21 protein-coding genes, 1 tRNA gene and 3 pseudogenes are annotated in these 24,063 nt (G+C 51.1%); 20 read left to right on the top strand and 5 right to left on the bottom strand.

Annotation, left to right across the window (positions count from 1 at the left end; all coding sequences use genetic code 11):
- Positions 1-368: 368 nt before the first annotated feature.
- Positions 369-2,234, bottom strand: a complete 1,866-nt coding sequence (gene metG / locus D570_RS0103150) for a methionine--tRNA ligase (protein ID WP_026181825.1) — start codon at positions 2,232-2,234, stop codon at positions 369-371.
- Between the two features lie 190 nt (positions 2,235-2,424).
- Here metG and D570_RS09040 point away from each other — a divergent pair, with 190 nt between their 5' ends.
- Together D570_RS09040 and D570_RS09785 are read left to right on the top strand one after the other, a co-directional pair.
- Complete coding sequence (locus D570_RS09040) at positions 2,425-3,252, top strand: hypothetical protein (RefSeq protein WP_156812216.1); 828 nt, start codon at positions 2,425-2,427, stop codon at positions 3,250-3,252.
- A 2-nt stretch (positions 3,253-3,254) separates the two neighbouring features.
- A complete protein-coding gene (locus D570_RS09785; protein WP_083907380.1) occupies positions 3,255-3,542 on the top strand; it encodes a variant leucine-rich repeat-containing protein in 288 nt (95 codons plus the stop codon).
- Between the two features lie 38 nt (positions 3,543-3,580).
- On the opposite strand, the gene rsmI is transcribed toward D570_RS09785, so the two are convergent.
- On the bottom strand, positions 3,581-4,579 hold the full coding sequence (gene rsmI / locus D570_RS0103140; protein ID WP_018142947.1) for a 16S rRNA (cytidine(1402)-2'-O)-methyltransferase: 999 nt from the start codon (positions 4,577-4,579) through the stop codon (positions 3,581-3,583).
- 158 nt (positions 4,580-4,737) lie between these two features.
- Here rsmI and D570_RS0103135 point away from each other — a divergent pair, with 158 nt between their 5' ends.
- The 13 genes and pseudogenes from D570_RS0103135 to D570_RS09285 all read left to right on the top strand — a co-directional run bounded on the left by D570_RS0103135 (position 4,738) and on the right by D570_RS09285 (position 14,832).
- On the top strand, positions 4,738-5,448 hold the full coding sequence (locus D570_RS0103135) for a VTT domain-containing protein (RefSeq protein WP_018142946.1): 711 nt from the start codon (positions 4,738-4,740) through the stop codon (positions 5,446-5,448).
- 73 nt (positions 5,449-5,521) lie between these two features.
- Positions 5,522-5,597: transfer RNA gene (locus tag D570_RS0103130), tRNA-Ala, on the top strand.
- A 1,063-nt stretch (positions 5,598-6,660) separates the two neighbouring features.
- Positions 6,661-6,882 (top strand): helix-turn-helix transcriptional regulator, encoded by a 222-nt coding sequence (locus D570_RS0103120; RefSeq protein WP_018142944.1) that lies wholly within the window; start codon positions 6,661-6,663, stop codon positions 6,880-6,882.
- A 12-nt stretch (positions 6,883-6,894) separates the two neighbouring features.
- Positions 6,895-7,887 carry a hypothetical protein gene (locus D570_RS09540; RefSeq protein ID WP_026181824.1) on the top strand — a complete coding sequence of 331 codons (993 nt, stop codon included), beginning with the start codon at positions 6,895-6,897 and terminating at the stop codon, positions 7,885-7,887.
- A 37-nt stretch (positions 7,888-7,924) separates the two neighbouring features.
- Positions 7,925-8,155, top strand: coding sequence for a hypothetical protein (locus D570_RS0103110; RefSeq protein ID WP_018142943.1), 231 nt, complete (start codon positions 7,925-7,927; stop codon positions 8,153-8,155).
- Positions 8,156-9,175 (top strand): annotated as a pseudogene (locus D570_RS09690) (N-6 DNA methylase); the annotation flags it as partial. It abuts the gene before it with no gap.
- Positions 9,176-9,257: 82 nt separating this feature from the next.
- Positions 9,258-9,518, top strand: a pseudogene (locus D570_RS09685) (HsdM family class I SAM-dependent methyltransferase); the annotation flags it as partial.
- Positions 9,519-9,611: 93 nt separating this feature from the next.
- Complete coding sequence (locus tag D570_RS09535; protein ID WP_211204887.1) at positions 9,612-9,959, top strand: hypothetical protein; 348 nt, start codon at positions 9,612-9,614, stop codon at positions 9,957-9,959.
- Positions 9,946-11,010 (top strand): restriction endonuclease subunit S, encoded by a 1,065-nt coding sequence (locus D570_RS09290; protein ID WP_018142942.1) that lies wholly within the window; start codon positions 9,946-9,948, stop codon positions 11,008-11,010. Before D570_RS09535 ends, D570_RS09290 begins: the two co-directional genes overlap by 14 nt.
- 98 nt (positions 11,011-11,108) lie before the next feature.
- Positions 11,109-11,282 (top strand): annotated as a pseudogene (locus D570_RS09680) (recombinase family protein); the annotation flags it as partial.
- Between the two features lie 77 nt (positions 11,283-11,359).
- Positions 11,360-12,682 (top strand): recombinase family protein, encoded by a 1,323-nt coding sequence (locus D570_RS08875; RefSeq protein ID WP_018142941.1) that lies wholly within the window; start codon positions 11,360-11,362, stop codon positions 12,680-12,682.
- 657 nt (positions 12,683-13,339) lie between these two features.
- Positions 13,340-13,738, top strand: a complete 399-nt coding sequence (locus D570_RS0103085; protein WP_156812215.1) for a hypothetical protein — start codon at positions 13,340-13,342, stop codon at positions 13,736-13,738.
- Positions 13,687-14,832 (top strand): chloride channel protein, encoded by a 1,146-nt coding sequence (locus D570_RS09285; protein ID WP_083907377.1) that lies wholly within the window; start codon positions 13,687-13,689, stop codon positions 14,830-14,832. Before D570_RS0103085 ends, D570_RS09285 begins: the two co-directional genes overlap by 52 nt.
- 153 nt (positions 14,833-14,985) lie before the next feature.
- Here D570_RS09285 and D570_RS0103070 read toward each other — a convergent pair whose 3' ends face one another.
- Entirely contained in the window at positions 14,986-15,657 is a 672-nt protein-coding gene (locus D570_RS0103070; protein ID WP_018142936.1) for an HAD family hydrolase, read from the bottom strand.
- Positions 15,658-15,944: 287 nt separating this feature from the next.
- Between D570_RS0103070 and D570_RS09625 the strand changes: the two genes are divergently transcribed.
- Together D570_RS09625 and D570_RS09620 are read left to right on the top strand one after the other, a co-directional pair.
- The gene (locus D570_RS09625; RefSeq protein ID WP_018142935.1) at positions 15,945-16,217 is read left to right on the top strand and encodes an NADPH-dependent FMN reductase; all 273 of its coding nucleotides are present in this window, start codon (positions 15,945-15,947) and stop codon (positions 16,215-16,217) included.
- Between the two features lie 39 nt (positions 16,218-16,256).
- On the top strand, positions 16,257-16,496 hold the full coding sequence (locus tag D570_RS09620) for a hypothetical protein (RefSeq protein ID WP_245531849.1): 240 nt from the start codon (positions 16,257-16,259) through the stop codon (positions 16,494-16,496).
- Between the two features lie 158 nt (positions 16,497-16,654).
- Here the strand turns inward: D570_RS09620 and D570_RS0103060 are convergent, their stop codons facing one another.
- Positions 16,655-17,683 carry a zinc-dependent alcohol dehydrogenase family protein gene (locus tag D570_RS0103060; protein ID WP_018142933.1) on the bottom strand — a complete coding sequence of 343 codons (1,029 nt, stop codon included), beginning with the start codon at positions 17,681-17,683 and terminating at the stop codon, positions 16,655-16,657.
- A gap of 281 nt (positions 17,684-17,964) precedes the next feature.
- Here D570_RS0103060 and D570_RS0103055 point away from each other — a divergent pair, with 281 nt between their 5' ends.
- The 3 genes from D570_RS0103055 (at position 17,965) to D570_RS0103045 (ending at position 22,704) form a co-directional block, all read left to right on the top strand.
- On the top strand, positions 17,965-18,273 hold the full coding sequence (locus D570_RS0103055) for a DUF2089 family protein (protein WP_018142932.1): 309 nt from the start codon (positions 17,965-17,967) through the stop codon (positions 18,271-18,273).
- A gap of 473 nt (positions 18,274-18,746) precedes the next feature.
- Positions 18,747-20,645, top strand: coding sequence for an ABC transporter ATP-binding protein (locus tag D570_RS0103050; protein ID WP_018142931.1), 1,899 nt, complete (start codon positions 18,747-18,749; stop codon positions 20,643-20,645).
- Positions 20,638-22,704 carry an ABC transporter ATP-binding protein gene (locus D570_RS0103045; protein WP_018142930.1) on the top strand — a complete coding sequence of 689 codons (2,067 nt, stop codon included), beginning with the start codon at positions 20,638-20,640 and terminating at the stop codon, positions 22,702-22,704. The genes D570_RS0103050 and D570_RS0103045 overlap by 8 nt, the downstream gene beginning before the upstream one ends.
- A gap of 140 nt (positions 22,705-22,844) precedes the next feature.
- On the opposite strand, the gene D570_RS0103040 is transcribed toward D570_RS0103045, so the two are convergent.
- Positions 22,845-24,044 carry an MFS transporter gene (locus tag D570_RS0103040; protein WP_026181821.1) on the bottom strand — a complete coding sequence of 400 codons (1,200 nt, stop codon included), beginning with the start codon at positions 24,042-24,044 and terminating at the stop codon, positions 22,845-22,847.
- Positions 24,045-24,063 lie beyond the last annotated feature (19 nt).

Here is a 24,063-nt window from a genome sequence, read left to right as displayed (position 1 = left end):
TTAATGACTGCGCGTAGCAGTCGTTAGCGATAGTTCTGAGTGATAGTTCTGTTGTAAGTGGTTCGTGGGTGAGACGCACAGTGCCTAGCTTCCAGCGAATGTGGAAGATCGAAGATCATAATGCTGACAGAAAAGAGAAAGCCCGAGCGAAAAACTCGGGCTAGAAGAGAAAGAGAAGAGAGGTTCAATTATCAGTGTTACCTGCCAGCCTTTCAGCTGATAACTTATATATAACACCCGGTTTCTGAGCCGAATGTGGAAAAAGTCTTAGGATAAGCTGAGAATTTTGTAAAGAAATTGTAAACAATCACCTGTGAACTCTTCTGCTCGCATCTCTTTTCAATTATTTCTCTGCGGTATCTGCATTCTTAGTCTTTTTGCAGCTTTGCCTTTTCTGCTTCTAAACGGGCCATTTCTTTGCTCTTACGCTCATCCAGCTCTGTTTGGAAACGCTCGAGCTCCTCTTCCACAGCTTCCACAGGAATCTTTTGGAAGATTGGGCTTGGTTTCGCAATCTTTGTACCGGCGACGAGCTTTTCACGTTGCCATGGGTGCACATTTACGCCCAGCTTGTAATCGCCCGTAATAATTGGGTAGCTGAAGTCTGGATTATCCAAATCCGTCACCTCTTCAATGCGTGGCAATGGCGAGAATTCGCCCTCACCACCCATGGTTTCCCAGACCTTCTGAGCCGAATGAGGCAAGTATGGAGAAAGTAGCACATTGATATCCATAACGGCCTGAGCAGCCGTGTACAAAACGGCGGCCAAACGTGCAGGATTATCCTTAATCTTCCATGGCTCTGTGGCAGAGATGTACTTGTTCACTTCTGCGGCTACGCGCATGGCTTCGTTCAAACCAGCCTTTTGGTGGTGCTGGCTAATCAAATCGCCCACAGTATCGAAGGCTTGAAGTGTAGTCTCCAAAAGTGTGCGATCCTGCTCGGTTAGCTGATCTTCGCTAACTTGTGGAATTTCGCCGAAATTCTTGTGCAGCAAAGTGGCTACGCGATTGACAAGATTGCCCCATCCGGACACGAGTTCGTCGTTGTTATGACGCACAAATTCTGCCCAGGTGAAGTCTGAATCGGAGGTTTCAGGGCCCGCCACGGAAATGTAGTACCGCACGGCATCCACCTGATAGCGCTCCAAAATATCCTTCACATAAATCACGATGCCGCGTGAGGAGCTGAACTTGCGTCCTTCCATAGAAAGGAATTCAGAAGACACCACTTCCGTAGGCAAATTCAAAGTGCCCATATCGCCTGGCTCGCCACCCTTGGAGCCTGCGCCGTTGTAGCCGAGCATCTCTGATGGCCAAATCTGGGAATGGAAGGTGATGTTATCTTTACCCATAAAGTAATAGCTCAACGCTTCTGGGTCGTTCCACCACTTGCGCCATGCATCGTCGTCACCACTGCGACGTGCCCATTCGATGGATGCGCTCAAATAGCCAATCACCGCATCGAACCACACGTACAGCTTCTTATTTGGATTATCGATCCAATCTGCCACCGGCACAGGGATACCCCAGTCGATATCGCGCGTAATGGCGCGAGGTTTCACCTCGTTAAACAAGCCGATGGAGAAGTTAATGACGTTGGTACGCCAGCCCTTGCGTGACTTCAACCATTCCAAGTTTGCTTCTGCTAGTGCTGGCAAATCGAGGAAGAAGTGCTCTGTTTCCTCAAAACGTGGCGTTTCACCGTTGATTTTAGATACAGGATTCTTCAAATCGATAGGATCGAGCTCATTACCGCAGTTATCGCACTGATCACCGCGCGCGCCGTCATATCCACAAATTGGGCAAGTGCCCTCGATATAACGGTCCGGAAGCGTACGCCCCGTAGATGGCGAAATTGCCACCATTTGAGTGCCCTTGTAAATATAACCGTTGTCAAGGCACTGCTTAAACATATCCTGCACCACAAGTTCATGATTTTTCGTGGTGGTGCGTGTAAAAAGATCGTAACTCAGTCCCAGATTGCACAAATCCTGTGAAATGACACGATTGTAGCGGTTTGAAAGCTCTTGTGCGCTTACGCCTTCTGCATCGGCCTGCACCAAAATTGGGGTACCATGCTCATCCGTACCCGAAACCATCAATACATCGTTGCCCTTCATACGTTCAAAACGCGCATACACATCCGAAGGAACACCGAAACCTGCCACATGGCCAATGTGGCGAGGGCCGTTGGCATACGGCCAAGCTACTGCTACTAATACATGACTCATGCTGTCGATTATCTCTAATTGAGCCGACATTAACCCTTCTTCACACCCACGGTATTTTTTCACATTCGTCCACATATCCACCCTGTGGACGAATGTGAAAACACATGAGATTATCAACAATTCTCCAGTTATCCACAAAAATGCGGATTCGGTTTTCGTCTTTGAACGGCCTTGCTATAGCCTGACCCTCATGAGTAATTCAACGACAACGACGCCGGATCTGGAACCAAATCCAACCCCGATACCAACCCCGACACCTGCAATGGCTCCCCGCGCCCTGCCCGAGCAGGATTCTGATTTTGTTAACCTCAAATCATCTATGTCCGCGCACGTGTACCATCAACGCATTGCGCGCACTGATGCAAGTTTCCAAGCAACACTTGAGCATCCCCTCCACCACGTGAGCGACTTTCCAGGACCCATGTGTTTGAGGAGGTTGAAGGACAATAATACACTTACCGAGCTGGATGCCAGCACCTATTTTTCCACGCGTTTTCTAGCCTCCAGTCATACGCGTGCGCATGTGGCGCGCGATATTATGCCACACGGAGCTATCGCTTCAGGTTTTTTGGCTGCGTGGATTTGGTTGGGCGGCGAATTTCCACGACATATCGATGTGGCGCGCGATAACCATTATCATTCCATTCTTTTTGGGCGAAAAGTGCGCTCAACATCACGGCAAATCCACAGCTCTTTTATCGCGGAATTTCCCCAGCTTTTAGTCACCACGCCTGAACGCACCGCCTGCGATCTTGCCTGCAGCGAAGATGCTCGCTTTCGCCCGCATCTTATCAGTGCCATGATTTTGGAATTAGCAACGAACTATGATTTCGGCGAGCGCGATTGTATAGAAGTCATGCGTGTGAATACGCGCCAACCGCGGTATACGGCAGGTATGAATTTGATTTTACGCACTTTTGCCTCGCAGAATGCACCGCCACAAACTCAGCCACAGCAACACGAAGAGGACAATGCCGATCCCAGTAAAGCCTCGTCAAGAACGCAACGACAAGGATAGCCATGTCTGAATACTTTTATGCCTCTTCACCGTGCCCACATCCCTACCCGGGCAGTCCACCGCCCGCAGCGCCACTTCACCTTACGCCGCTCATTGCAACGAATCCTCACACGAATCCGCAGATTTTATGGTATATCGCCGAGCATTGTCCGGATCTGAGATACTGGCTCATCGCCAATCTCCGCGCCTCGCCCGAACTACTAGAATGCGTGTCTCAAGCAGGAGGTCCTCGAGTGAAGGAAAGTTTTGAAATATTGTTTGGAGACAGCGTAGCAGAGCACACCGTATAGCTCGCCAGACGGCACAAGTTGAAAGGCGGGCATCTAGTTTACTGAGCCTTCATATCCAAAACATGCGCATACACGTCTTTGCGGGATACGAAGGAACCATCCGGCAAAGGATGCTCCTTCACGACCTGCGCGATAGCATCCTTGATGCGCATGCCCTCACGCTCAGACACCTCCAGGGAAATCTGTGCCAGATCATCGATGCCAAGCACGGTATTTCCCGCAGCTTCTATGGCTTCTTCCTCTGTCGCCCCTTCAATCACCAGCACAATCTCACCACGAGGAGGTTTATTGATTACACCCTCACGAATCGCATGAACACTACCCCTGCGAATCTCTTCAAAGTCCTTAGTGAGTTCCCTTGCCAATGCCATGCGACGATTTTCGCCAAAAACAGCTTCCATGTCATCCATGGTTTCTGCAATGCGATGCGGCGTTTCATAGAAAACAATGGTGCGCATTTCAGCAGCTAAGGAGCGGAAACGTTTCATACGGTCCGAATGCTTGCGCGGCACGAAACCCTCATAGCAGAAACGATCCGTAGGCAGACCCGACAAAGCTAGTGCATCCAACACTGCAGAAGGCCCTGGCGCACAGGTCACAGGCAACTCGCGCTCAATTGCTCGACGCACAATCGCAAGACCTGGATCGTTAATCGTAGGCATACCCGCATCGGATACCACGAGCACCGTGGCCCCGTTCTCCACCTCATCGAGCAAACCGTCTGCTTTCCCACGCTCGTTGTGATCGTGGTAAGCGACCACGTGACCGTTCACATGCACATCCAGCCGGCGCGCGAGGTCATACAAACGGCGTGTATCTTCTGCTGCCACGATATCCGCAGAAGACAGCAACGACACCAAACGTGCTGAGGCATCCGCCGTATTTCCGATAGGTGTTGCTGCGAGGATAACCGTTCCCTGAAGTGTGCTCATACTTTTAGAGTACCCAAGCTCTATGAAAACTTCGGTACTCTCGTCAACGGTGTTGCTACGCGAATCCTCATCTTCGCCGCGGCGCTTTCCTGTGATTTTACACAAATTCGCGCGTTTTTTATGGAGGTAATCTATAAAGTTACAAAAGTTCTGACAGGTTTTTATGTGGAAAATGTTGATGTTAATTCATTCTTATGGAGTGAGCGCAGATTCTCATTACACTTAGAAGGGTTTGTTAGCAATATGTGTCACCCAGGAGAATCATGGGCATTATTAATTTCTTCATCGAGCTTCTTAAAAATCCACGCGGAGCTATCGCAGGTTGGATTGCAATGGGATTAGCTCCAACGTATGCATTTATCTTCCTCATCATCTTTGTGGAAACCGGTGTGGTCTTCATGCCATTCTTGCCTGGCGATTCCTTGCTTTTTGCTGCTGGATATTTCGCAGCAGAACCAAGCTCTGGTATGAGCTTAGCTGTGTTGTTGCCTATTGTGTGGACCGCCCCAATTATCGGCGATCAGTGCAATTACTTCATCGGTCACTTCTTCGGTCGCAAGATTGTCGATTCGGGTAAGGTCAAGGCAATGACTCCAGAACGCATCGAAAAAACAGAAGCCATGATTGAAAAGTGGGGACCTCTGGCTGTGTTCTTGGGACGATTCTTCCCATTCATTCGTACCTTCATGCCATTTATCTCGGGGCTTTCCGGCATGAGCTGGCGTCGTTTCACGCCGTTTAGCGTGCTCGGTGGTCTGGTATGGAGCTCTTTGTTTACGCTGCTCGGATACTTCTTTGGCGGCATTCCATTCGTTCAAAAGAACTTCGAGCTTGTTATCGTAGCAATCTTGCTCGTGTCGTTGGCTCCTACAATTGTGGCGGCCATTCGGGGCCTTATCAATCGTAAGAAGAAGGCACAAACCGTGGAAGCTGCTGCTGAGGAATCTGAGACTTCTCAGACAGACGAACAGTAAGATTTTTCCGACACGGTACACGTGCATCTTGCTTTGGTCCAGTGTGCGTATACAATTAAACACGCTAGACCTTGGGGCTATAGCGCAGTTGGTAGCGCGTTTCGTTCGCATCGAAAAGGTCGGGGGTTCGACTCCCCCTAGCTCCACCAAAAGAGGAAGCGTCGAACTCTTCTTTTACAAGAATGAGTTCGCGCTTGTTTATAGATTCGGGGGTACCCGGTAAGGGTGCTCCCGTTTCGGCTGTCATCATGTGGACGCCATATTTGGCGTTTTAAGACGTTTTAAGCCCTTCAGGATACTTCGTGTACCCTGAAGGGCTTTTTCGTGCCTTAAGACGGCTCTGAGAGCGTCAGACGGAGCGCAGGTGTGCATCTCGCTGCCGCTCGATGCTGGGGATGGTCGCCCTGCGGGCGGCGGTTGGATGTGGGTGGACGTACAGAAGGGATGCGGCATGGGCCCATTCATTAAAGCCTATTAACGTATAGAAGGTTTGTTCCAGTTTTGAAATTCGATTTTATGCTCATTTATGAGGGTTTTTCCTGAAAATGTCCCATTTGTTCCAGTTGTTCCAATTATTGTCAAACCTAAAGCGCGGAAAAAAGAATACAGGAAGGGGTTTCTATATATGTATTTATATATAGAGGACTTGTTGAAAACTGGAACAATTGGAACAAACGACCATAAAGCCTGGTAAACACGGGAAAATCCTGTTCCAATTTGAAAAACGGAGTTGGAACAAGATTCAGCGAATCGCGCAAAGACGCAGGTAAACACGGAAAAATCTTGTTCCAACTTTTTTAGAACAAACTGGAACAGACCCCGCAATCCTTGGCGTACGTCCTCTTCCCCCGCCGATGCGTTCGGGGCGCGGGCAGAAGATTATTTGAACCGATTTCTGCCCATATATGAGCGGAAATAGGCTCTGACCTGCGGTGACGGGAAAATTGATATTGCTTTAATTGCCCTAATGGCGTATTATGAATACATAAAGATGAATGGCTCAGCACCCGTCCCGTCCTTGATGCGGGGTTGCTATCGGGAATAGGAGCCGAGCGCTCGGTCGAATAGGCCGTGCGTCACGGGCGAAACAACGAACACGAAGCTCCCGTGGAAACCGAGATAGACAAGGCTTTGCGCCTCTGTCCTTCTTTGGTTTCCACGGGAGCTTTTTTTGTTTCGCGAAAAGGACTTTGAGCATGGAGGTGGCTGGTTATGGCTAAAGGAAAGAAGCAGGTAAAAGAGGTAAATCCTTCTTACATGACGACGCGCGAGGTGGCGGCGTTCCTCGGTTTGAGCGCGGGGACGCTCTGCGTCTGGCGCTCTCAGGGCAAGGGTCCGAGTTACTACAAGGTCGGAAACGCGGTTCGCTACAAGATTGACGACGTTGAGGCGTGGAAGAACGCGAACGTGAAGCGCGTCGAGCTGACGAATTAAGGAGGTGAGAACATGAAGGCAAAAGAAAACCGCCCCGATGCCTGCGCAGCTTCCGGGACGGCCAAATCAATATATAAATATCTTAGCACAGATGCGCCTGATATTCAAGAGGAAAAGGGCTGGCTGTGCCTGCCCGAGGATTGTGCCGATATGGTGGCCTTTTGCGAAGAGCAGATCATCGCGTACGCCGCCCTGTCCTACCTTCAGGGCATCGACCCCGAGAACCCGCCCTCGCGCGACACGCTCAAGTTCGAGCTTCTGACGCTGACGAACCGCTGCATCGACGCGTACAACTTGGGCAAGCGCGACCCGAACGCAGGTCCCGGCGCGAAGTCGAAGGACGCCTACCCCGACCAGAAGCAGGGCGCGGAGCGTTACAAGCGCCTGTCGGGTCTCCATTTCTTGCAGATTGCCATTGTCCTGCGCGAGCTGCATCACGCTATCGGGATACCCTGCAACAGGGCTGACGACGACAATTTCGACATAGGCGTCTATCAGGAGAGCGGTCCTAACAAAGGGTGCTATGACACGACCGAAGAGGTCCTGACGCGCTTGATTCGCGGCTACAACATGGCAATCACCACGAAGGGCGTCACCGAGACGGTTGCCACCCTTCGCGACATCTGCGAGAAGAAGAGGGCATGCACGGACAAAGACCTCGTTGCCGTGAACAATGGCATCTATGACTACGGCAACAAGATTCTGATGGATTTTGACCCCGAGCTGGTCTTTCTGGCGAAATCGCTTCAAGGCGTCCCGCGACTTCATGGCGTGGTTCGAGGGTCTGGCCGGCGACCAGACGGTGGCCACGCTGCCCCAGTCCGAGGCGTTCGTTCAGGCGGGAGCCGCCGGCAAGTCCGTGGTCGAGTTCGACCGACGCGGCAAGGCTGCGAAGGCGACGCGCGAGCTGGTGGACACGGTGCGCAAGGCTGTAGGGTTACCGAGGGAGTAACCGCAGGTCAAAGCCGTGCTGCGTATGGACAAATGCATCTCTATGATGTATAAATGTATAAATATATAAATGATTAAAGGAGGTCGAGCAATGGCGAATATGTTCGAGAAATACGCTGCCGACCGCGAGGCCGAGCAGAAGAAGATAGAGAAGGCTGTCGTCGCCGACACGACTGCGGACGAGAAGCGCACCACCCTCTCACTGTCGCTCACTGTGAGCGATAAGAAGGCGCTCAAGATGATGGCTGCGGAGCGCGAGACGACGATTGCCGCAATCATCCACGAGTGGATTCAGGAGCATCTTGAGGGGGCGGATGAGTAGATGGCAAAGAATTTGACGGAGGATGCGGTGCGTGATTTGGCGCGTGATATCCTCGGGCTTGTAGATAGTGATATTGCACGTGCCGGTGTCGGTCAGCTTACGACGTTCAATCAGCTGGGGTTTGCGGGCGTGGCGGACAAGCCGGACGGCTGGTATCTGCCGAAGAACAAGGCAGACGTGGCGTTGGTGTTGGAGACGAAGGCGACACGCATTGCCCTTGGCAATGCACAGGTGGACGAGGTGCTGAAGAACGTCCGCATTGTGCAAACGCAGTACGAGAAGGTTGTTGGTGTTCTGTACAACGGCGAGGACGTGCGCGTGTTCAAGGCCGAGGAGGAAGTTAAGACGCCCGACAAATTACAGCACGTCGGCTATTACCTGTCGCTCTACACCGTCGACAGCATTGACAAGGAGCGCATTTACCAGCTGACGGCGCGTATCAACAACTGCCTGCACTTCGAGTTCGGCATCAAGAATCTATATCACCGCATGATTTTCACGGCATGCGCGTTGGTTGCCGAGCGTTACGGTGCGGGATTGAAGCGTCTGAAAGACCTTGGGTATGAGACGTTCCATACGGCGATTCACTCGACGCTTGCAAAATCATTGATAGCCAGTCGCAAACAGAATGCGAAGATTGACATCCTGCTGGAGGAATATTCCGACATCAAGATGAACACGACCGACAATCAGAAGGCAATCAATGACTTCATCGACTGGGTCGTCGAGATTTCCGAGTGCATCAACTCGAACGAGTGGCGCGGCGAAGACGTGATGGGCATCTTCTTCAACGAGTTCAACCGTTACAAGAAGAAGTCCGAGTCAGGACAGATATTCACGCCGGAACACATCACGGACTTCATGTACAAGATTCTCGAAGTGAACATGGACGACTGCATCTTGGACGCCACGTGCGGTTCCGGCGGCTTCCTCGTGAAGGCCATGGCGAACATGATTCGCGAGGCTGGCGGTATGGAGACGAAGAAGGCCGGAGAGATTAAGTCCAAGCAGCTCTACGGCATCGAGTTTGACCGCGAGATTTACGCGCTGGCGTGCGCGAACATGCTGATTCACAAGGACGGCAAGACGAACCTTGAAACAGATGGACGCCCGCACGGATGCAGCCAGCGAATGGATGCAGTCCAAGCCGATTACGAAGGTGCTGATGAACCCGCCGTACGAGAACAAGTACGGCTGCATGACCATCGTCGAGAACGTGCTGGACAGCGTTCCCACGCATACCCAGTGCGCGTTCATCCTGCCGGACAAGAAGCTGGAGAAGGCATCGAAGGCGCAGATGAAGCGCATTCTGAAGAACAACCGCCTGCGCAAGGTCATCAAGCTGCCGGAAGACTTGTTCTTCGGCGTGGGCGTGACCACGAGCATCTTCGTGTTCGAGGCGGGTGTCGCGCAGGATGGCAAGGAATTTTTCGCTTGCTATATGGAGTCCGATGGGTTGGCGACAGTCAAGAACAAGGGACGCCATGACGTCTACGGCAAGTGGTCGGCTATCGAGGCGCATTGGGTCGATGTGGTTGAGAAGCAGTCCGGCGACGATACGTGCCAGTGGGTCAACCCGGCCGAGCACCTGTCCTATCAGATGCCACAGAAGCCGTTCGAGATTTATGAGGAGGACTTCCGCAAGACGGCGATGGACTACCTGATGCTCCAGCAGGGTATCGACGCGAAGGAGCTCGGTGAGAAGCTGCTGGACACCGCGATGTATTCGAGCCGCGTGAGCGCCGACGGCGAGTCCGTGACCGTGACCATGCAGAAAGGTGGTGGCGGCGATGGCGAAGATTGATACAAGCGGGTGGAAGGAGTTCCGGGTCGGAGACTTGTTTGATTCGAAGACCGGCAGCTTCGATATTCGACCACAACATTTATCAGATGATGGCACGCTGGTCGTTTCTGCTGGGACGGCGAATAATGGAATTATCGGTAGGACCGAAGTGGACGTCGCTCCGATTTCGGGGAACACCATCACCGTCGATATGTTCGGCCATACGATTTTTCGTGATTATCCGTATACGATGGTCACGCACGCTCGCGTGTTTGCGTTGATTCCGAAAAATGTTGTTTCCAAGTCCGTTGGACAGTTCGTGGCGGGCGTGCTGAATCGACAGTTCTTGAATTATGCATACGACAACATGTGTAGTTTTCGAAAGGTCGAGAACGAGTTTATCAAACTCCCTGCAACGCCGTCCGGTGAGCCTGACTGGGTTTATATGGATGAATACATGTCGGCGGTCATGAGAGAGTCTGGGGCAAGCCTTGAGAGTCTGAGACAGACCGATGGAGAAAAACATGCGTTGAGTGTATCCGGGTGGCGGGAGTTCATCATCGGGGACTTATTCGAAAAGCTCCAGCTTGATGTCAAGAAAGAGGACTTCAACAAGACGTTCGATGTGTCTGAGGAACGTACAGAGGAGTTCAATCTTCCCCTTGTGAACGCCAAACATGGCAATAACGGCATCATGTATTACGGGCGCGAGGCCGATTTTGAAACCGCTGAGATGACGATTGATATTGTGCAGAACGGTGCTATCGCAACAGGCGATGTGTATGCGCAACCGCAGAGAACGGGTGTGCTATGGGATGCCTATCTGGTGAAGCCGAAAGCAAAGATTGATTCAGCGTTCACGTTGATGTTTCTTGCAACTGTGCTCGAAAAGGCAATCAAGGACAAGTTTAGCTATGACGATAAGTGTGTATGGGACAAAGCGAAGCTGTTGACTGTGACATTGCCGTGCACCAGTGATAACGAGCCTGATTGGGCGTATATGGACGAGTACATGCGGACTGTGATGGAACGCACTAAGTCCGATTTGCTCGCGATGCAGTCAATCAGCTAAATGTCGGATAGCCCGTCGCTATTTTGGGCGGCGGGCTAATTTCCAAAGGAGTGAACCATGAAAGCCTATAAGCAGAAATTACGGGAGGGGGTAAACCTATGGCACGTAAGAAGAAATTCGCGCCGAACGACAACAATCTTGCGATAGCGTACTATCGCTTCTCGTCCCACTCGCAGAACGACGCGAGCATGGACCAGCAGCGCGAGCTTGCCCACGACTGGGCGGATGCGCACGGCTTCAAAATCGTGCAGGAGTATGAGGACGCGGCAATATCCGGCACCACGGACGCACGACCGGGGTTCCAGCAGATGCTGTCGGAAGTCGCAAAATCCGTCCTCATACCCTCATCATGTGGAAGACCGACCGTCTGGGACGCGACAAATACGTTCTGGCGATGGCGAAGAAGAAAATCCGCGACGCGGGATGCGAGATTCACCTGTTGGCCGAGCACATCCCGACGGAGGGACCCGAAGGCGTCCTCATCGAGGGATTGATGGAGGCCATGGCGGAGTATTACAGCCGCCAGCTGTCGCAGAACATCCAGCGCGGCATGGACTACAACGCGCAGCACGCCCTGTACAACGGCCACAAGCTGTTCGGCTACAACGTGGACAGGTCCACGAAGAAGTACATCCCAGACCCGAACACAGCGCCGTTCGTGCAGTGGGCGTTCGGGGAATACGCATCGGGCAAGCCGCTGAAGACCATTGCCGAGGAGATGAACGCGCAGGGCCTGCGCACGCCGAGGAACGCGAAGTTCAGCGTGAACATGCTGAACAAGATGCTCAAGAACCGCGCCTACATCGGCGAGTATCACCACGGCGACATCGTGGTCGAGGGCGGAATGCCCGTCCTTGTCGACAAGGCGACTTTCGACAGGGCGCAAAGGCGGTTCGCCGAGAACAAGCGCAAGGGTTCCCAGCGGGCGCACGGCATGGACGAGAACGAGGCTCCGCGCTATTGGCTTACGGGCAAGCTCTATTGCGGTGAGTGCGGGAGCACCATGCAGGGCGTGTCCGGTACGAGCAAGACCGGACGGACGTATTACTACTACTATTGCTCCGCCCAGCGCAGGAAAGAGTCCCACCTGCACAAGGCCCGCAAGCGGGACTTAGAGGACATGGTGCTGTTCGCCCTGCACAACATCGTTGACGACGAGGAGAACGTGACGGCGCTCGCTCTGGATGCGGCGGAGTATTACGAGAAGAACCACAACGACACCGCATATCTCGAAGCGCTGGAAGCGAAGCGCAGGGAAGTGGAGAAAAGCCTTGCGAACCTCGTGAAGGTCATCGAGAAGGGCGTGGTCAGCGATACGGTGACGGAACGTCTCACGCAGCTCGAAGAGCAAAAGAGCGCCCTGAACGATGCCATAGAGACGGAAAACGTCCGCGTGTCGTTGTGCGAGGACAAGCACGGCATTCAGGCGTACTTCGACAAGTTCCTGCACGCTGACGTGAACGACCCGGGGATTCGAGACCAAGTGTTCGAGTATTTCGTGGACAAGGTCTATCTGTACGATGACAAGCTCGTCGTGAGCATGTGGTTCTCCGAGGACGACAAGCAGGAAATCACGTGGCGGGACTGGTTCTCGCTGGATGAGTATTGGACCGACGAATCCCCTTTTGTTAAAGGGGGAAGCGTTGAGTTCGACTGCTTCCCCCCCCCCTAGCTCCACGAGCAGGGTTTCAGGTAAATAACTTGAAACCTTTTTTCATGCCTGAAAGCCTTGTAATTCCTAGGTTTTCGGCGGTTCCGCGTAGGACAACTCATTGTGATTTTTCTCGGGCGGAATGCGCTTCTTAGTCGATTTATCTATGTTTTTTTGCAGATGGGACCATTTGCCAAAACCCGTAGGTTTGCCGATTTCGGACGCACCGTTCGATCTCTGATTTTCCAACGCTTTTCGCAGCTCAGAACGCTGCACAAAACAGGACGCCATTTACGATGGTCCCATCTGCAAAAACTCAGCGTAAATCCACCCACGAGTCGAGGAAAAATCCAGAACGCTATTCTGATTACAATTCACTCGATTCTGCCCCACATTATGTGATATTTTTGCAGGTCGACCCACCTGCACAACGCGCCCACGCATACCACCTCAAAAGCGCTTCGTAAAGCCTTGATTTAAGCCGATTCCAGATTGCCGCACATACACGCCGATCCACAACCATTTCGCATATGGTCCCATCTGCAAAAAACGCAGCACGTATTGCCCTTACACATCGATATTCTGAAATAAGCACAATTTATCAGGTACCTACCCCCCCCCCAAAAAAAAACACCAGAGAAGAGCGGAACAACATGAATGTCACCAGCAAGGCGACGGTTGGATAAGCAACAGTTAACTAGGCAATCGCAGATTTTAGGCATATCCACATTTCTTGGAGCTATCGCAGGTCTTATATCCGCCTTAGCCTTCATCGCGATGAAACAGCTCCAACACCTCCTATGGAACGGGCGCGATGGCTTCTGGGAAATTTTTCTCATCGTGTCAATCGGCGGCTGCATTATCGCCGCCCTGACGTGGCTGAAAGATTCACGCCTCGAACCAATCCCTGATCTACTCAAGCTGCCTGATGCGCACACGACCGCCCAGCCGGCTCACACAGACAGCGCCGATAAAGCCCAAGCCGTCGATATCAAACCGACCACCACTAACTACCCCCGGCAGACATGCGGTTTTCCGCACATACACGCTCCATTTTCCGTCAGCATCTCGCGCTAGCCTTCCTCATCGCCATCGTGTCCGTAGCTTTCGGCGGCGCAATTGGGCCCGAAGCTGGGCTGTTATCTATCGTGCCCCTGTGCGACACATTGATTTCTCTCCGTGCGGCTCAAACACAAGCACAGTTCGACGAGATGAATGAAAGCACGCAAGCCGCTGCACTGGCGGGATTGTATGGCTCTGCGCCGGGTGCCGTCCTGTATACTTCGAAACAATCCGGCACACACAAATTGTCCACCAAGATATCCACATGGACGGCAGCCATTAGCGGCTTCCTCACCTTCTGGCTATTGCTCAAATTGTCCTCTGTCAGTTCGCACCCAATTGACTTGCCCGCCGTTCCTGAGCCCAGCGTCAAGCAGTTTGTCCTTAGTGCACTTGCTGCTTTGGTCGCTTGCGCGATGGCCACGCTCTATCTTCTTGTACGTCACGCATTAGGCCGTTTGACTGCTTACGTCCAGCATCCACATCTGCCGGTTTGGCTGATTATGATTGGCTCTGCCGTGCTCGGACTGCTTCTTGCCGCGATTCCTGTTTTGCGATTCTTCGGCCACGAGTCCGTAGGCTTGCTCCCTAACCTTGTGCAGAGCAAACCAGCAGGATTCTTCTTGGTGCTGACCCTGATGAAAATTCTGGCAACTACATTGTCGGTTCGTGTAGGCTGGCTCGGCGGCGAATTCTTCCGCCTTAGCGTTTATCGGCGCCCTTTCGTGCACGGCCGTGTCAGCGCTTATTCCAGGCATGAGCGTGACGCTCGCCATCATTGCCGGCATCACCGCCGCTACGCCAGTAGGACTCAACAAATCACTTGTCGCCCTGCTTATTGCTTCGCTGATTTTCTCCTATGCGATTCCCGTGGTATTCCTTGCCAGTGTCCTCGCCATCATCTGCCTGGGCCTTCTTCCACGGTGGCTGACAAACGCCGGACATGGTTAGCACAAGAGCACCGAAAGCGTCATGCGCCGGTAAAATCTCACATCAATGCAATTTTTTGCATAACGGACCATCGGCAAACTCAATACGCAACAAGGCTTAGAGCGTGCACCTCTCTAAGCCTTGTTTTAAGCCAAAAATTCTGTTTTACCTGCGCGTAAAAAATGAGAGCAATACCTTGGATAGTCCAATCTGCAAAAAAATGCGAGAAAAACGCGACACCTCCGCAGGCTAAACCGCCTCAACCGCTAAAACAGACACAACCAAAACCGTCTAAAGCGTGAAACCCCACAGAGCCCAAAAGCCGCAGCACACTACCGCGCCATAAAGCCCTGCACATCCTCAAGCCCCAAGCCCTCAAAGTTCTCGATGAAATGCTTGGCCAACCCCAGCTCTCGCGCATCGATACTCGAGTAGCCCGTGACGGACACCCACGAGGCTCCGCTCGCACCCGCCGCCGTCAGCCCCGGCACCGAATCCTCAAAGATCAAGCAGTCCTCGATCTTTACACCCATATGGCGCGCCGCATACAAGTATGGTTCCGGACTCGGCTTGTGCTCCACATCCGTGTCGTCGCTCACAAAGCCCACAAATGCACCCTCCGGCGCCTGTGCCACCACGTTTTTCGCCAATTTTTCCGGCGAACTTGTGACCACCATTTGAGGAATTCCAGCATCGCGCAGCATTCCCACAAATTCGTACACGCCCGCCGTCCATGGAAGCACCTCTACTTCCTTACGATACACGTACTCCACCATGAATTGTGCGATTTCCTCCACGCTTTTATCGGTGACGCCCGAGCTGATCATATATTCGGCCACAAAAGTCAGTGAATTTCCCTGCAATTTAGCAGCAATATCGTAATTCCATTCCTGTCCTGCAGAATTCAGCAGCACCTTCTCACTTTCAGCCCAATAAGGCTCTGAATTAATAAGCGTTCCATCTAGATCCCACATGACTGCTGCTGGCAATTGTTGTGCTACCACGCTACGTTCCCCTTCCGCTTTGCTTCCTTGCGTTATGCGCTTATGATTATTTTTTCATTTATCGTCAAGATGTGAATGATTATGAATCATGAAAAAAATTTTTGTTTCCTTGAAATTTTCCGCCTTAAACGATATTACTGGATGCGCTCTATGTAAGATACTAAACTTTTTATAGTGCTAGGTTTGTTTAATTCCCGTTAAGCATGACTGAGGCTAAGCAACTCACCGGAGTTCAGGCTCTCGAAAACTAGCACAGAAAACTTTAGACTTCACAATTGGAGAATATTATGGCAAAGATTCTTATGGTGGTAGCTTCCCAGCGCAAGAATGGTTTTAACGCTCAGCTCGCACAGAAGATCACCGATACCATCGGCGACCGTGCAGAAGTTTCTTTCTTCGACATTTCCCAGGTACCATTCGTGAACCAGGACATCGAATTCCCAGCCCCTGAAGGCGTAACCGCAGCTCGTGAAGCTTTCAAGGCTGCTGATGGCGTCTGGATCGTTTCCCCTGTATATAACAACAGCTACCCTGCACAAGTGAAGAATCTGTTGGACTAGATTTCTCGTCCAGTTGTCGATGGCGACCGCAGCACCAGCGTGTCCAACGGCACGAAGATCACCTTCTCCTCCGCCACTTCTGGAGAAAACTACTCCACTAACATGTTCCGCGATGTCGTAGCTTTGGCTAACTTCATCGGTATGGACGTCATGGATGACCCTATGCTTGCTCACATTCTCGGCAACGAATGGGCTACCGGAACCGTGGAAATCAGCGCAGATGAGCAGACTCAGATTGACGCACAGGTGGATGCATTCTTGAAGAAGATTGCCGAGTAATTTATTCTTCCCTTCCAAACAGAAAGGTGTGGAAACAGCTTAATTTCTGCTGTTGTCACACCTTTTTCTTGCAGTTTTGCCGAAAGACTTATACCGCATAAAATGAGGAGTCGCGCAGAGCACAACTCCTCACCGACTGTGCGAAGAAGCACCATAAGCTATGGACGCACAAGCACCTTAATGGCCTTGCGCTCATCCATTGCCTTGTAACCTTCCGCAATGTCATCCAAATCCACAGTCTTCGTAAAGACCTTACCTGGGTGAATCTTGCCATCGAAGATGAGATGGATGAGTTCTGGCAGATACTTACGTACTGGAGCTGGGCCACCCATGAGGTGCACTTCACTGAAGAAGAGCTGCCCGCCATCGAGCTGCACGCCGTGAGATACGCCGACATAGCCCACATATCCGCCTGGTCGGCAGCATGCGATGGCCTGCATCATGGACTCCTGCGTACCCACAGCTTCTACGACGCCATCCGCGCCGACGCCGTTGGTGAGCTCCTTAATCTTTGCCACACCCGCTTCACCGCGTTCTTCGACGATATCGGTTGCACCAAATTCCTTGGCCAAAGCCTGACGATCCGCATGACGGCTCATGGCAATAATGCGAGAAGCACCCAGCTGCTTAGCAGCCAAAACCGCACTCAAGCCCACAGCGCCATCGCCTACGACGACGATGGTCTTGCCCGGACGAGCCTTCGCTTCATCCGCCGCAAACCAACCCGTGCCCAAAACATCAGAAGCCGCTGTCAAATCCACAATCTGCTCCTGCGTTGGCACGCCCGGCGTTGCCACCAACGTACCGTCCGCCAATGGCACACGCAAATACTGAGCCTGAGCTTCGCCTACGAAACCACCGTGCATGCATCGGCTCGGATAGCCCGCCTCACATACCGCACAGGTGCCATCGGACAAACAGAAGCTACCGACCACATAATCACCGGGCTTTACGGACGTTACATCCGCACCTACTTCCTCCACTACGCCCACATACTCGTGGCCCATACGACGAGGTTCAGTCTGCTCGCCTTCCAGTCCACGCCATGACCACAAATCTGATCCACACACACAGGTTGACACCATCTTGATGACGGCATCCGTTGGTTCTTGAATGTTTGGACGCTCCACTTCTTCAACGCGAACATCGCCCGGATCGTACATGAAAGTTGCTTTCATCTTTGCCATTTTCGATTTCCTTCACTGTTCCTTTGAAAATGTTTTGCATTAATTTAACAAATGTATGAAATCCAAACTTAATTAAATACTATTGAAAAAGTACATATTTTGAACTCAATACACCCGTTGTCCCTTCTAATTTTATCTGTAGATGACAAAAAGAGAATCAAAAGTTCTCACCCTTTTTGAAATTGGATATTTCTTTTCAGGAAGACTAAAATTGTTTAATATAGGCGACTTTTAAGGTAGCCTGCAAAAGCCGCTTATACAGTTCAGAGAGGGGGTAAAACATGACTACAGCAAAATCTTGGATGCAACGCTTAACAGACTCAGATGCAGCCTTTGTTAAGAACTTTGTTCTTGCGTCTGGATCATTAAAGCAAATGAGCGAGTTGTACCAGGTTTCTTACCCTACTTTGCGCGGACGTCTAAATCGACTCATAGAAAAGATCCGCGTATATGACAGCGATGCCGAAGATGTTTTCATTTTGACAATTAATGCTTTAACTGTTGAAAAGAAAATTGATGCGGAAACCGCTCGACTGCTTGTTGATAGGTATTATCAGCAGGCTGGCAAGTCAGGTAAAAGTAACTCATGAATTCCCTTTCGGCTAGCGTACTAAAGATGGTAAGCCACTTGCGCTAGCCGATTTCACGATTTAGGTGACTCTCGCGGACAACGTAGTTCAGCATGCTCACCTCAGCCGGTCTCGGTACACCTCAGTTCGTCCGGCATAGAGCAGAAAGTCCTCCTTCAACACCACCCTTACCGCTCTATGCGCACGAAAACATCCGTAACTCAATTTTGTTTTCTCTACGAGATATCAACGAAAATTCAGGGCGAGTTTTCACTATCTTTGTTAAACTAAAAACTATATTTACCCTTTTCACACCCTACGCAATCGTTCGCAATGAAATACGGACGGTGGCACTGCTATGCCCAAAAGTCCGCGTCTCGATGTGAGAGATAGCAGATGCGAACCGCACATCGCATGTGTGGACCTTAGTAATGGCATCCATACCACCGCTAGAGGGGCGTGAAGGGCTGTTTGAGGAGGAAGAAAGGAGCATGATGGCAAAAAAATCGACAACAACTGTAGCTGCTGATGGACGTGAGAATCTATCCGCTCGTGAGCGCGCGGCTTTAGAGCAGGCCGAGCTGACGATGCAGCAGTTAGAAGATAATACGGGATATGGCGATGGAGATGGTTCCGTTCGCGATTATTTTATCCTGTTTAAAAGTCTGCGTTCGTTTAAACCGGCAGCAATTCTTACACCTATTTTGGTGGCAATCGAGGCACTTTTTGAGGTGCTAATTCCAACCTTGATGGCGTATCTCATCGACCAAGGCTTGAGCCAAGGAAATATTAGCAATGTATGGAAATGGGGAGGCATTTTGCTGGTCGTTTCCCTTTCTTCGTTGGCGGCTGGTATCGGCGCTGGTCATTTTGCGGCACGCGTAGCAACTGGATTGTCAAGGAATTTGCGCCATGACCTGTTTAAGAAGGTGCAAGGCTTTTCCTTTACTAATATTGACCGCTTTTCATCCGGCTCGTTGGTAACGCGTTTGACCACGGATGTGACAAATGTGCAGAACTCGTTCCAGATGTTGATTCGTGTGGCATTCCGTGCCCCGTTGATGATCGTCTTCGCATGGCTTTTTACCTTCCGCACAAGCCCGAGTATTTCCTTAATTTATTTGATTTTGATTCCGCTTGCGGGTGGCGCTTTGATTTGGATTGCCGCAACTGTGCATCCTATTTTCGTAAGGGTTTTCCGCATTTATGATCGTCTGAATTCAAATGTGGAGGAAAACTTGCTGGGCGTGCGCGTGGTGAAGTCCTTCACACGTGAAGATCATGAGAATACGAAATTCCAGCACATTTCTCAAACCATTTACAAGTTCTTTGTCAAGGCTGAAATGCGTTTAACCTTCTTCAACCCTGTGCTCACGGGTTCGATTTATGTGGCAATGCTGGCTCTCAGCTGGATGGCTGCTCACCAAATCGTAGCTTCGGGCAATAATCCGGCACTGGGCTTGACGACGGGTGATTTGACATCGCTGATTACCTACACCATGCAGATCATGATGGCTTTGATGATGATTTCCTTCATCTTTATCATGATTATTATTTCGCGCGCATCGGCCAGCCGTATTGCTGCAGTATTGACCGAGGAATCCACAGTAACTACTCCAGACAATGCTTTGACGGAGGTGGCTGATGGTTCTGTACAGTTTAAGGATGTATCTTTTAGGTACTCTGACGACTCTGAAAAGGACGTACTCTCCCACATTGATATCAGCATTCCTTCCGGTTCTACTGTAGGCATCGTGGGTGGTACGGGCTCGGCAAAGTCCTCTTTAGTGCAGCTGATTCCACGTCTGTACGATGCTACGGAGGGGTCCGTGCGCATTGGTGGGCGCGATGTGCGCAACTATGATCTCGATGTCCTGCGCAATGAAGTGGGTATGGTTTTGCAGAAGAATATCCTCTTTAGCGGCACTATTGCGGAGAATTTGCGATGGGGAAATCCTGAAGCTACCGATGAGGAGCTGCGTCACGCCGCACACTTGGCCAGTGCCGATGAATTCATCGAGCAATTGCCAAATGGCTATGATTCGCGCGTAGAGCAAGGCGGCGCCAACTTCTCCGGCGGTCAAAGGCAACGTTTGTGCATTGCGCGTGCATTGCTCAAGAAACCAAAGGTTTTGATTTTGGATGATTCGACGTCTGCGGTGGATACCAAAACAGATGCCAGCATCCGTGCGGCTTTTGCCAGCGAAATTCCGGATACAACCAAAATTATTATCGCGCAGCGCATTAGCTCGGTGCAGCATGCAGATCAGATTATCGTCATGAACAACGGGCAAATTATGGACCACGGCACTCATGATGAGTTGATGGAAAGCTGTGAAGAGTACCGTTCTATTGCCTTATCACAGTCAAAGGGAGGTGCAATCGATGAGTAATACACATGAAAAAGATGAAAAGCGTAAGGACAGCGTCAATCCAGGCACGTTGAAACGCCTACTGAAGACGCTTTTTGAAGGCAATACGCGCCCTTTGTTTGTAGTGATTGTATGTATTGTTATTACCGCTGTAGCAAATGCTGCAATGGCATTGTTTGTGCGCGCTTTAATCGATCAGTACATTTTGCCATTAGTAAGCGCCGTCAATCCTAACTTTGCGCCGCTGGCACAAATCTTGGGCGTTATGGCAGTGGTCTTTGCTGCAGGCGTGATAGCAAATCTTATTTATGCCCGACTTCTCGTCAAAATCGAGCAGTCTACACTGAAAAAGCTGCGTGACGAAATGTTTGAGCATATGCAAAAATTACCTATTCGTTTCTTTGACACGCATCAGCACGGCGACATGATGAGCTACTATACGAACGATACGGATGTGTTGCGCCAGGCTATTTCCCAGTCCTTGCCGGCTATATTCTCCTCATCGATTTCTATGCTTGCTGCCTTGGTGGCCATGTTTATCTTAAGCGTGCCCTTTGCATTAGGCGTTATCGCATACACGGCTATCGTTTTTATCGTCATCCGTTATCTAGCCACGACCTCTGGCCACTTCTTTGTCAAGCAGCAAAAGGCCTTGGGCGATATCAACGGTTTCATCGAGGAAGCTATTAATGGCCAGAAAGTTATTAAGGTCTTCACGCATGAAGAGGCTTCGCAAAAACAGTTTGACGAGCAAAATGAGAAGCTTTTCAATTCTTCGTATACCGCAAATACCTACGGTAATATCACCATGCCTGTGGTAGGCAATCTCGGATATTTGCTCTACGTGTTGATAGCTTTGGTGGGCGCTTATGCCAGCTTAAATGGCTTTGCGAACTTCGGTTTAGGTGGAGCATCCGCCTTGACCATTGGCACTCTGATTTCCTTCCTCACCTTGTCGCGCAGCTTTATCAACCCTATTGCTCAGATTTCTAACGAATTCACCATGGTCATGCTGGCTTTGGCTGGTGCTTCGCGCATCTTCAGTCTGCTGGATGAACCGGTGGAAGAAGATCATGGCACGGTTACGCTGGTCAATGCGATGGTGGCAGATGATGGCACTCTGACGGAAACCTCGCGCTACACTAATGTGTGGGCATGGAAGGTGCCAGAAGGCATCGAAGTGCGCGAAGATGTGGCAGAAGTCACCGTGGCTCCTTCAAAGCAAAGCGCACAAGCTCTGGGCGTGGACGATGCACATTCTTCTGCGGTGTCTGCCCTAGCACACAGCATCTCTACCCAGCACCCTGTCAGCCGCCCAGAAACTGGCGCAGGCGTGTACACGCGTTTGCGCGGCGATATCCGCTTTACCAATGTGGACTTCAGCTACAATCCGGATCGTGAGATTTTGCATGACATTACGTTGTATGCAAAGCCAGGCCAGAAAGTGGCTCTGGTGGGCGCAACCGGTGCAGGCAAGACCACGATTACAAATTTGGTGAATCGCTTCTATGACATTCGCTCGGGCCAGATTTTGTATGATGGCATCGATATTTCGAATATCAATAAGAAAGATTTGCGTCAAAGCTTGGGCGTAGTTCTACAGGATGTGAACCTCTTTACGGGCACGGTCATGGACAATATCCGTTATGGTCGCCTCGACGCTACGGATGATGAGTGCATTCGCGCCGCAAAGTTGGCCAATGCTGATGGATTTATCCGCATGTTGCCTCACGGTTATGACACCATTATCACCGGTGATGGTAGCGGTCTGTCCCAAGGTCAGCGTCAGCTCATTTCCATTGCGCGTGCAGCCGTGGCCGATCCTCCTGTGATGATCCTCGATGAGGCGACCTCGTCGATTGATACGCGTACGGAGGAAATCGTGCAGGCGGGTATGGATGCGTTAATGGAAGGTCGCACCGTCTTTGTTATCGCACACCGACTGTCTACTGTGCGCAATTCGGATGTGATTATGGTGATGGATCACGGTCGCATTATTGAGCGCGGAAATCACGACCAGCTCATTGCTCAGAAGGGTCAGTACTACCAGTTGTATACGGGCGCATTTGAGCTTGAGTAAGCTTCAGTAGCGCACAGGGCTGGACGGTGTTTCCCATCGTTCAGCCCTGTGTTCTCGTCTCAAGCAACGTAAAACCCGCCTGCAGTCAACGCTGAAGGCGGGTTTATTATATGGAATTATCTCAATTATTCCTCAAATAATTATTCCTCAATCAAGGAGTAGCGTACAGACAGCACCGCCACATACGCCACGCAGATGGCGATAACGATGATGCCGCCGACTTGGCCCATGACATCGGCTGCCACACCCACAATTGGCGGGATAATTGCGCCGCCGACAAGACCCATAATCATCAAACCCGAAATTTCGTTTTGGCGATCCGGCAAGTTGTTAAGTGCACGTCCGAGAGCAATACCGAAAACATTGACGTTTCCAAAGCCCGCCAAGAAGGTTGCGGTCCAGAAGGCCCACAGTGGAGGGTTGGACGTGCTCAACGTGAAGAAGAAGTAGAGCACTACAGAAAGTGTCATAGACAAAGCGCTGATGCGCAAACCCGCCTTGGAGCTCATCTTCTGCAAAGCCACACCGCCTGCAAAGCTAGCAATCATACGACCTGCAAAATACACCATTGCGGCACCAGTTGCGATGCTCAGCTCAATATCCGTGTGCTCCATCAAAATACGTGGAGCCTGCGTATTAACGCCCACATCGATACCCGCATGAGCCACGATTGCAAGGAAGCACAACAGCACCGTGCGATCCTTCAACAGCTTGACGACAGCCCCGATGCTGGTCTTTCCTGTAGTAACTGGAGGCTCCTCAATCTGATCGAATTGCAAAGCAAAGGCACCAATGACGGCGATGACGAGGCAGACAGCGTACACGCCCCACCACATGCCAAACTGGATAGCCATCCATGCAGCCACATAAGGAGCCGCCAGAGAGCCGATAGCCTTCACAAATTGGCCGATGGAAATCATGGATGCCAAGCGGTCACCGCGTGCAAAAATAGCCATCAACGGATTCAGGGATACCTGCATCAGTGCATTACCCACGCCAAACAGGCAGAAAGAAATAACGAGTAAAACAAAGCGGACATCGCCTTGAGTCAGCAAATAAGCAACCAATGGGAATAATGTAGCCACAGCTGTTACCCAGATTGCCAAAATAACGGTGCGACGACGACCAATTTTATTCATCAAAATTCCTGTAGGCACAGACAGTACCAGGAACCAGAAGAATGTCATAGTGGTAAATAAATTAGCCGTTGAATTGGAAAGATTGAATTCTGGCTTCACGTAATTTGTTGCAGTTCCCACCAAATCGACAAAAGCCATGGTAAGGAAGGCAATAAATACCGGGAGGATCTGAATGAATCCGGTCTTCTTTGATGTAGACATTTGACCTCTATTCACGTTC

The sequence above is a fragment of the Alloscardovia criceti DSM 17774 genome, from assembly GCF_000376885.1.
Lineage (GTDB): Bacteria > Actinomycetota > Actinomycetes > Actinomycetales > Bifidobacteriaceae > Alloscardovia > Alloscardovia criceti.
The sequence above is the reverse complement of the archived record's forward strand: the minus strand, read 5'-3'. Positions and strand labels throughout refer to the sequence as shown.